This window comes from Sporofaciens sp. SGI.106, from assembly GCF_050314255.1.
Lineage (GTDB): Bacteria > Bacillota > Clostridia > Lachnospirales > Lachnospiraceae > Claveliimonas.
This window is the reverse complement of the sequence record NZ_JBNPMZ010000036.1, coordinates 1-7,488: the sequence shown is the minus strand read 5'-3', so window position 1 is coordinate 7,488 and position 7,488 is coordinate 1. Positions and strand designations below refer to the sequence as shown.

6 protein-coding genes are annotated in these 7,488 nt (G+C 42.7%); 5 read left to right on the top strand and 1 reads right to left on the bottom strand.

What is annotated here, in order from left to right; all coding sequences use genetic code 11:
* The 3 genes from ACQRCC_RS15320 to ACQRCC_RS15310 all read left to right on the top strand — a co-directional run.
* On the top strand, positions 1-985 hold a 985-nt coding region (locus ACQRCC_RS15320), incomplete at its 5' end, for an acyltransferase family protein (protein WP_427851612.1).
* A gap of 191 nt (positions 986-1,176) precedes the next feature.
* Entirely contained in the window at positions 1,177-2,571 is a 1,395-nt protein-coding gene (locus ACQRCC_RS15315; protein WP_427851611.1) for an ATP-binding protein, read from the top strand.
* Between the two features lie 35 nt (positions 2,572-2,606).
* A complete protein-coding gene (locus tag ACQRCC_RS15310) occupies positions 2,607-3,815 on the top strand; it encodes a nucleotidyltransferase domain-containing protein (RefSeq protein ID WP_427851610.1) in 1,209 nt (402 codons plus the stop codon).
* A 16-nt stretch (positions 3,816-3,831) separates the two neighbouring features.
* Here the strand turns inward: ACQRCC_RS15310 and ACQRCC_RS15305 are convergent, their stop codons facing one another.
* Positions 3,832-5,262 (bottom strand): DUF4832 domain-containing protein, encoded by a 1,431-nt coding sequence (locus ACQRCC_RS15305; protein ID WP_427851609.1) that lies wholly within the window; start codon positions 5,260-5,262, stop codon positions 3,832-3,834.
* A 168-nt stretch (positions 5,263-5,430) separates the two neighbouring features.
* Between ACQRCC_RS15305 and ACQRCC_RS15300 the strand changes: the two genes are divergently transcribed.
* Together ACQRCC_RS15300 and ACQRCC_RS15295 are read left to right on the top strand one after the other, a co-directional pair.
* Positions 5,431-7,137, top strand: coding sequence for an ABC transporter ATP-binding protein (locus ACQRCC_RS15300; protein ID WP_427851608.1), 1,707 nt, complete (start codon positions 5,431-5,433; stop codon positions 7,135-7,137).
* Positions 7,134-7,488 (top strand): hypothetical protein (locus tag ACQRCC_RS15295; RefSeq protein ID WP_427851607.1); only part of this gene is annotated, 355 nt, incomplete at its 3' end. The genes ACQRCC_RS15300 and ACQRCC_RS15295, both read left to right, overlap by 4 nt.

Sequence of the window (7,488 nt, the reverse complement as noted above, 5' to 3'; positions counted from 1 at the left end):
GTCGGGGGATATTTCAATCCGATTTAGCAGAAAAGTGGTGATAGTTTCCTTTATTTTGTCGGTGTTTGTTATGTACATACATGCAAAGAATCTGGCTTATTATGATTTTGGCGATGTGCAGGGTACTTTCATCTATGGATTGAACCAAATAATGTCTGAAACTTTAGGAAGGATTGCTGTTCCTTTTTTCTTTCTGCAATCTGGATATTGGATGTTTCGGTATGATATTTTTGATACAAAATCCGACATTTTACGAAGAAAGTTAAAGAAGAAAGTAATATCCCTTGGAATTCCATATTTAATATGGAATACGTTTGGATTGCTATTTTTCATAATTATGACTCATATTTCTGGCATACTATTCGGGTTATATAGTGGACAGGATATAAGCATATCATTGAGCAATGTGGTTGAAGGTATTATCTTACATAAATTTTATCTTCCATTCTGGTTTATGCAGGATCTTATTGTGTTGACTGTACTGTCTATGTTGGGTATCAATACGCCCGTATGTCAGACAAGTTCGATTTTGCTTTTTACGATTGGAGGGGCGTTATCTGCTTATCATAGAGAGTATTGGGAAAAGCCGAATGGTAGTCATTTTGAAACAGCATTCTATATTATTTTGTTTCTTATTCTTGCAGTAATCAAATGGTTATCAATACCGTTCTTTTATACGATTTATATTGTTTTATCTCCAATTTTGTTTTGGAAAAGCTGTGAATTGTTAGGGGAGCTGAATCTATTTGATCATGAGCCGTTGTGGTTCTGTAAGCAGAGTTTTTTCATTTATAGTGCTCATATTTTTCCTGTAGAAGGTTTGAGTAGTATTCTGTCCAGGGTGAGTGGCAGTATGGCCTGGGCATCTTTCAGCTATATAGTTACTCCCCTTGTTGCCCTGGGGCTTCTATATGTGGTGGCGAGAATACTGGCGCACACATTTCCAAAAGTATATAGAGTGCTTTGTGGAGGCCGGAATTCCTGAAAGATTTAATTTTAACTTTTTGCCTTTGCATACAAAGTTAAAAAGTTAAAATTGAATTGTAGGAGGGATACAGATGTCAAACGAAGAGTATAGCAAGATTATTGCAGAGTTATTGACAAATTCATACCAATGAATATAATAAACTTATGTTTCACCAACTCATGAGTTTGCAAAATGTGAGGGAGGAGATTATGTTTTATTGTCGGGAACAAGAACTTCAAACGATGAATCGACGTTATGAAAAAGGACGATTTGAGTGTATTGTTATATACGGAAGACGGCGTGTAGGTAAAACTGCGTTGATTAATGAGTTCTGCAAAGGAAAGCAGACGGTTTATTTTTCTGCATTAAATGCATCATCTCAGGAAAATCTGGAAGCACTTTCGAAGGCTATTTATCTTTGTAAGAATCCAGACAGTTCCAATTTTCCTACCTACAAATGTTATGAGGATGCCTTAGAGGAAATCACAACAATGTCAGCGCATAAACGTATGGTGTTTGTTATTGATGAGTACCCATATCTGGCAAAGGCTGAGAAATCATTTTCATCACGCCTTCAGCATATTATTGACCATCAGTGGCAGGATGGACAGCTTTATCTGATCCTGTGTGGTTCATCCATGAGTTTCATGGAGTATCAGGTGCTGGGGTATGAAAGTCCTCTTTACGGACGCCGAACGGCACAGTTTAAAATACAGGCACTGACTTACCGTGAGATTACAGCATTTTATCCTGAACTGTCGGTAGAGGATCAGGCACTTTTATATGGTGTGACCGGTGGTATTCCTCACTATATCAACAAGCTTGATGTAGAAAAAAATTTAGACGAAGCACTCCTGGAAAATTTGTTCAATACCTCCAGTTATCTTTTTGAAGAACCGGAAAATTTATTAAAACAAGAGTTGCGGGAGCCGGCAATCTATAATTCAGTCATTGCTGCTATTGCAGGCGGTGCCAGCCGCTCAAATGAAATTTGTACAAAAGTAGGACTCGAATCCGGTGTGTGTGCAAAATATTTGAAGGTCTTGTTGGATTTGGGCATTTTGAAGAAAGAAACTCCTATTACAGAAAAGCCTGGAAAGAAAACAGTCTATGGCATTGAGGATAATTTCTTCCGTTTCTGGTACCGGTTTGTTCCACGGAATATGTCTGTAATCAGTGCAGGACGTATGCAGCAGGTTTATGAGCAGGCGGTAAAACGGTATTATCCGGATTATATGGGGCTGGTCTTTGAAAAAATGTGTCGGGAATATCTGCTTCGCTATGCATCCGATCTTCCTATTCTGTTAAGTAATGTTGGACAGTGGTGGGGAACAGATGCAAAAACCAGAAAAGAAATTCAAATCGATATTGTTGGAACGCCGGTGGAAGGAAATGAGTATCTGATAGGTTCCTGCAAGTATCGAAATGAGAAAATTGGAATAGAGGAATTGGAACTGATTCGTAGATATGCTTCGGTATTTCGCAAGAATGGAACATTTCATTACTATATCTTCTCCAGGGGAGGATTTACACAAGAATTGATAATGGCAGCAGAGAAGGGCGAGGTTACGCTGCTAACGCTGGAAGATCTTTACACCGGATAAGGGACGATCCTGTGTCCCGGGATAAGAGGGTTATTATGGCATCTATTTCAACAATCAACAAAACTGAATATACCCTTCTTAAGCTCCTCAGCTGGAGCCTGCACCCATCTAAGGGAACTGCCCGGTTTCCATCCCTGACCGGGAAGGAATGGGAGCAGCTTCTGGCTCTTGCAGACCGTCACGAAGTGCTGTCACTGCTTGAAAATGTATTGGAAATGGACAGGATTCCGGAAGAGCAGAGGCTTGCCGTGCAGTTTAAAACAGCGCGGACTGTGCATAAAGGGATTCAATTACAGGTATTGAATGCCAGACTCACTGCACTTTTGGAGAAGGAGGGCATCGTAGCTGTCACGCTCAAGGGCTGTGCTGTTTCGCGGTTTTATCCGACTCCGGAAGTTAGGAAAACTTCGGATCTTGATCTGTTTGTGGCTGACGAGGAGGATGCCGGGAGAGCAGTAGAGATTCTGTGTGAAAATGGATTCAAGCCATCTTCTGAGTGGCATGCAAACCATCACTTTGTTTTGGTTTCTGAGAAAAATGAAGTGGTGGAACTCCATACAACATGGGCAGAGGCTTTTAAGGAAAAGCATTTGAATCAATATCTGGAAAAGCTGCAGGAGGAGAGCATTCAGCATTGCCGACCTGTAGAGTTTCAGGGGTTTAAGATGTATGTATACGAGACAGAATGGCAGGCGTTTTATCTGATGATTCATATGCTGCAGCATTTTGTTGGCAGTGGTTTTGGACTTCGAAATCTCTGTGACTGGGTTGTGTTATGGGAGAATTGTGACGATGAAAAAGCACGGAAAGATTTCTGGAAGATGGTTTGTGAGAGCGGTACTGCAGAATTTGCAAAGGCGATAACATCCATCTGTGTGAGATATCTTGGCCTGGCACAGGAGAAAAGCCCGATTCCCGTTGGAAATGATGTTGAGCGGGAAGTGACGGATGAGTTGCTCAGAGATATACTGGATGCCGGAGAGTTTGGCTACAGCGAAGCGGAGCGTATGGTAGGCATGGAGGGAAATTCATTGACCGCATATGTGAGAGAATTTCACCATCAGATGCATATTAATTTTCCGAAGGCAGGAAAGATCATCGTATTCTGGCCTGTTCTGTGGTTTGCAACACTGATCCGTTTCCTGAATAATAACAGGAAGCTGAAGCGGCCATCGGTATCTGCAATTATAAAAAAAGCGGGTAAGCGGGGAGAACTGGTCAGTCGGCTCACACCGCGTGAATAATAAAGCGGCAGCCGGATCATTTCTCCAGCTGCCCTAAGAGATAGCCCTCATCTGTGGCTTCATTTTCATTGCCCAACAAAATCATCTGCCCATTTGTCTCATCCTTTACAGAAAAGTAAATTTGATAGCTGCCGCGTTCCAGATCTTTCACAGGAAGTTTTACTGTGAAGGATTTTTTTTGTCCGCTGCCAAGCTTTCTCAGATCGGCGTTTAGTGGAACATCGGTGCATGCTCCGGTTTCTACATTTTTTAATATAACAGAAGTCTGAAATGGTTTCAGAGTGTTGGAAAATCCATTGTTCTGTAAGGTGAGAGTGAGGGTTACATCCGGTTTTATCAATCCGGATTTTTTTATTTTGCAGGTACGAATCAGATAACGGTATCCGAGATGTGTCTGCATATAGGTATATCCGTCACATCCGCGAAAGGCATCATTTCCTGTCCAGACGGTATTTCGCCATTTTTCCAGAACGCGGCCGTCATAGTCTGCATTCAGGTAAGACACATGCATGGTTCGCAGATCTGAAACCGAGGTTTCGAGATCACTAAGATTATGATTATAGATAACCTCGCCGCCATTTGGAACGTATTGACATAAAGTGTTTTGAAATGCCAGTTCTTCTTTCCTTGTGCCCTGATAAGAGGGAGAGGTGGCGTCGCGTCTTGCTGTATTTCCGTAGGTGCCCAGGTCGGATTCAGAACCCAGCATTCCATCATTGAAAAGGCCGAGTCTTCCCATCAGAGAATCATCTGCTCCAAATGCCGGAAATTTTCCCGGAAGATTATACAGGTCATTTACCATACGCCACTGAGCCGGTGTGCGGACGGAAAGATAGATGGAAGGGTCGATGACCTCATGTAAATGCTGGATAAGTGTTTTTACGGAATCGGCGTCCATGAAATGCGAATGGTGCATTTCGCCCCAATTTCCCGTGAAAATGCCCTGCATAATGTAGACAGAATCACAGTACCGGTTGACCAGTGTGCTGACCTGATCCATATGTGTCAGGACAAGATCCAGTGTTTCGGGTTCTGTTGCCAATGCCAGTCCGTCCCAGTCATAAATAAAACGAAGGATCAGTTTCGTATTGGACGGGGACTGTGACCATGCAGTTAGAATATCATTTAACTGTGTGAGACCGGTTTCGCTGATTTCGGTCTTACGATAATTTTTTAAATTAATCTCCACCAGTGCCAGAGAATCGGAATAGGATGCAGTCTGATTAGAAAGTCCGTCTGTCGGGACATAATCGTCAGACAAAGTGTAACCGATAATATGGTAAAATCCCTGATAAGGATTGGAAAGGTAACGGGTGCTTTCCGAAAATGTTTCTGTTGTACAGGTAATGCGGTTGAGATATACGGTCAACACACAGAGAAGAAATGCCCCCAGCACAATGCAGAGGGGTATCAATAATTTGAAAGGAAAAACATTCAGGAGTTTCATGGTTTGTGCTCCGTTTCATAATATTTTTATTGAAAATACTGTATCAGACGAGAAGATGATTGTCAATTTTTTGTCCCTGCAGACCACCTATTCGGTGGTAAATTTGTACTCTCTGTGTTAGACTTATGTTTGTAGTGAAGTAGAAATAACAAAAAGAGAAGTATAAAGATGCTAAAAGAAAAATTTTTGAAAATTATAAAAAGTCCGGCCCTGGCAGATATCTGGCGATGGTCAGTTTCCAGCCATCCGGGGATTTTGTTATTGTGCGTATTAAATCTGATTATTTGCGGGTGCGCTCTTGTGATTACAGTTGCCACCCGGGGCTTGATCGATGGGGCAGCCGGTCATGATGGAAAACGGGTTTTGATTTATGCCATTTTAATGACAGCCATGTTATTGGTAAGCCGGGCAGGTGCGCTGTTTTCAGGGAGGCTTTCAACGAGAATCAGTGCGGAGCTTTTGCGGAGTCTTCGTTCTATGGCACTTGAGAAAATTTTGAAGAAGCAGTATGCCGGTCTTGCAGGATTTCACAGCGGGGAGCTGGTAAACCGCATGTTTTCCGATATTAGTGTCATTAGAAATGGAATAGTTGAGATTGTGCCGGGCCTGGTGAGCATGGCGGTCAGTTTTGTGGGGGCAGCAGTGATCCTGATCCGCATGGACTGGCGGTTTGTCGTGCTTCTGATTGCAGGGGGCATATTAGGCTTGCTTTTAATCGCAGTATTTAATAATCCCATGAAGAGGCGTCACAGGGCAATGCAGGAGTCGGAAGGCAGGCTTCACGCGATTATTCAGGAAACGCTTGAGAATCTTCGCCTTATAAAGGCGTCCGGTTCTGAGAAACGGATGATGCGTCAGGTGGATCGCCGTCAGGAGGCATTTCTCAGTGCTCAGCTGAGAAAGGGTTATTTTGTTACATATTTGAATAGCAGTATTCATGGAATCTTTCAGTTAAGCTGGTTGTTTTGCATGCTCTGGGGGTGTTTTGGCATTTATAATGGAAAATTAACCTACGGAATGCTGGCGGTCATCATTCAGCTGGTGGGTCAGATTCAGGGGCCGATCGCGAATATAGCAGGAGTTGCCAGTCAGATTTATGGAACTATCAGTTCCGCAGAGCGGCTGAAGGAAATTCTGGATCTTCCGGAAGAAGAGAAATTGATTTGTATCGATGGCAGAGCATTGTATCAGGAATTAAACCAGATCAAATTGTGTGACATCGACTATTCATATGGAAGAGGCACAGAGCTTGTGTTAAATCAGGTAAATGTCTGTATAAAACCGGGAGATTTTGTCGCTGTGACGGGAATCTCCGGTGGCGGCAAGAGTACTTTATTCCAGCTTCTTCTGGGTATTTATCAGCCGACAGCCGGTGCGGTGAAGTTTTGCTTTGCAGATGGCAGGGAAGAAAGTGCCTCCGGCAGGACGCGGGCATTGTTTGCCTATGTGCCTCAGGGAAATACCCTGTTTTCCGGCACCCTCCGGGAGAATCTTACCATGTTTACCGATGCGGCGACCGATGAAGAAATCCTGCAGGCGGTGAAGATAGCGTGTATTGATCAGTTTATTTCAGAGCTTGCGGATGGCCTGGATACGGTAATCGGAGAACGGGGCATCGGTTTATCGGAAGGACAGGCCCAGCGGGTGGCTGTGGCAAGAGCGCTCCTCAGTCGCGCACCGATTCTGTTACTGGATGAGAGCACCAGCGCGCTGGATGAAGAAACCGAGGCAGGACTGCTCCGGAATATCGCCTCACTGAGGGACAGGACCTGTCTGATCGTGACCCATAGAAAAGCGGCTCTTCGTATCTGCGATTATCGGATTCATATCGAGAATGGGAAAGTGAGCATTCGGGAGGAGAGGGCTTTATTATGAAAAAAGAAATCAAAAAAACTATTATGTTGGGTGAGGGATGCTTTATTTTTATAAGTATTGTTTTACACTTCTTGAAAAATTATTACATTGGAAAAAGCGAAGTTTTAAAAGAATTTCCGTGGGGGAATGAAGTGGGAATATTGCTTTTAGTATTTGCATTTTTAATTTATTGTTACGAAAGAGCAAATAATTATTCTTTCTTTTATGGATTTAGCCAACGAGGCGGAGACAATTCTAACTCATTTATCTTGTTTGCGGTAGCAATTAATTTTTTTGCTTTTAATGATTTACCGTTTTTTGGCGTACTTATTGGTATTAGTATTGCGATTATGCTTTTAGGATTTTTAATAA